The sequence below is a fragment of the Campylobacter concisus genome (assembly GCF_003049085.1).
GTDB classification, from domain to species: domain Bacteria; phylum Campylobacterota; class Campylobacteria; order Campylobacterales; family Campylobacteraceae; genus Campylobacter_A; species Campylobacter_A concisus_H.
This window is the reverse complement of the sequence record NZ_PIQX01000016.1, coordinates 1-2,742: the sequence shown is the minus strand read 5'-3', so window position 1 is coordinate 2,742 and position 2,742 is coordinate 1. Positions and strand designations below refer to the sequence as shown.

The window sequence follows — 2,742 nt, the reverse complement described above, 5'->3', positions numbered from 1 at the left end:
CTTGCTATTCCTCCGTTTACGCTTTTAACTACTCCGGCTTCTTTAGCCATCATGTTCTCCTTATTGTTTATATTATTTGAAATTTTGAATGAATTATATAAATTTTAGAAGAGCTTGTCTATTGTACTGGGGTACGATGTGAGATTTTTATAATATATAAAAAATAGGCGAAATAGCTTTAAAACAGGTTGTTTAATATAATTTCGTAGATTTATAACAAATAGAAAAGATAAAAAATTTTATAAGATTTTAGTTATACAAAAAGATTAACCCAAAGACTTTTTCCTTGGAATTAAATCAACTTTATATAATTTAAAGTACTAGCGTATCATCTTTAACTTCTAAAATCATGTTATGACTGCGTTCTGTGCATTTTTATTTACTAATCTTATGGCTTTTTTCTTTTTAATCTAATAGTAAAAACACATTCCAGTTATACTAACTATCTATTATAAATACTATAAATTTATAATCAAAAATTTAAAAACATCAATAATTTTTTAATTTACATATTTTTAGTGAATGTCTTTTAAAAAAGATTAATTAATATTCTTGCTTATTTCTATGGCTCGCCAAAGGGTAAAAATCAAAAACTACAAATAAAATTATTTAAATAAAAAACCCAAGAAATTCTTGGGTTTTAAATAAGATATTATAAATCCAGTGTAATGTTATTTTCTATTTTAATACTTACCGTTTCGCCATTTACGGTCGTAGAATACGTTCCGTCATTATTATTTTGCCATGAGGATGTATCTGTCTTATGAACGGTATCGTCGCTACCGCCTTTTACGGTAAGAGTATCACCGGTAGTTTTATTGGCGTCTAGCACGTCTTGTGCGGTGATGTTTAGTTTTGCACCGTTTACGCCCGTCATATCGATGGATTTTACGTTGTTATCAGTTATGGCAGATAACTGGGATAGATCCACGGTTTTATCGCCTTCCATATCGGTTATATTTACGTCCCCGTTTGTATGAGTTAGAGATACTTTGTTTTCAAAATTTAAGTTATTAAATCCAGAAGAAGCTCCGTTTTTCAAAACTAAAGTATCATTGCCCTCATCCCCGTTTAAGGCTATATTACCGGAATTATTTATACTAGCTCCGTTATCTATACTTATAGTATCATTGCCCTCATTGCCTCGCACTGAAGAGTTCGTCAAAGTAGCTCCAGAATTTATATTTATAGTATCGTTGCCTTCGTAGCCATAAACGTGACCTCCGTTTAGATGAGCACCGTTATTTATATTGATATTATCATTACCTTCGCCTGCACTTATATGCGTACCGCTTTCGAAATTAGACCCTGAATTTATATTTATAATATCATTACCGCTTCCAGTTCCTATTCCAGTTCCTTGTGTTATACTTGTCGTCTTAAAAATAGTATCGGTCGTATTTACCGTATCGTCACCCTCTTTAGTCCAGATATTAGTATCATTTACGACAACGTTATGTAAATTTACGGTATCGTTTCCAGTTCCGGTATCTACTTTAACGTTTTTATTATAGTCGTTGTTTATTTTGTTTAGATCTGTATTTCTTATTGTAACGATATCATCGCCATCTCCACTAATAATTTTACCACCGACAAAACCTTCTTTATTAGCTCCTCCGTCGATTTCTATAATATCGTTACCAGCATTACCTTCAATATCACCCTTAACGACGGCACCGTCCAAAACTTTAATCGTATCGTCACCGTCGTCGCCGTGAATATATTCTTTTACCGTAGTACCCTTTCCGGTTACAGTTATACTATCATTACCCCATCTTCCGACTATACCGTCTACGTTTGCGCCCTTTTCTACTAGGATAGTATCATCGCCACCTCTACCGTTTATAGCGCTAACATATGTTTGGTCGCCAGATACAGTTATTTTATCACCTCCTTCGTCGCCCCTTACTTCTCCTGTTACTTTTGCGCCATTTTTTACAGTGATGATATCAGCACCGTCTCCGCCAAATATATGTTGCGCACTGGTTCCCGCACCGCTTAAAGTTATAGTATCGGCATCGGCACCGCTATCTACTATATCTAAAGCCGGATTTACCTGCTTTTCGTATATATCGTTCATAGTTTTGGTGTCGCCTCTTATCTGCCCTACGACTTTGGCGCCGTCCTCTAAAGTTATAGTATCTTTTCCAGCGTCTCCAAGTATATTGTTTATCGAAGAACTTCCTTTGGCAGTTATAACGTCGTCTCCTGCGCCGCCGCGGATATTTCCTCTTACCGTAGCGTTTTCGACGTTTATGGTATCCATACCGTCGTTGCCGCCTATGTTTTTAACTTCGGAATTATTACTTACTTTTATAATATCGTCTTCAGAGCCACCCAAGATATCTGAAGTTACCTTAGAATTATCTACCGAAATTTTGTCTTCACCCGAACCGCCGGAAATACCAATTGTCTCAGCACCGTCTTTTAGATCAACGTTATCGTTTCCAACTCCACCATATACAGATTCTATTTTTGCGCCGTCTACGGTTATTTTATCTGCATTATCCGATCCAAACACTTTTAAATTTGGATTAGGATTTACTATCTTTGCTACTGAGCCATCATCTGGATAGTTTGAAGCTTTTGCTGTGCTAGTTACCGCTAGGTCTTTAGCATCATCTTGACCAATAGCTAGTTTACCATCATTGCTTACATACCAACCGTCTTTATGTTGGAATGCACTAGGAGTGGTAGGATCATCAGGAGTTAGATAATCTCTACCATCAGTATGTCTATATA

At 35.7% G+C, this 2,742-nt stretch carries 1 protein-coding gene; it reads right to left on the bottom strand.

All coding sequences use genetic code 11. The annotated features are described in order from the left end of the window. Positions 1 to 652 precede the first annotated feature (652 nt). Positions 653 to 2,742: beta strand repeat-containing protein (locus CVT13_RS10130; RefSeq protein WP_199907298.1), on the bottom strand; the 2,090-nt coding region annotated here is incomplete at its 5' end.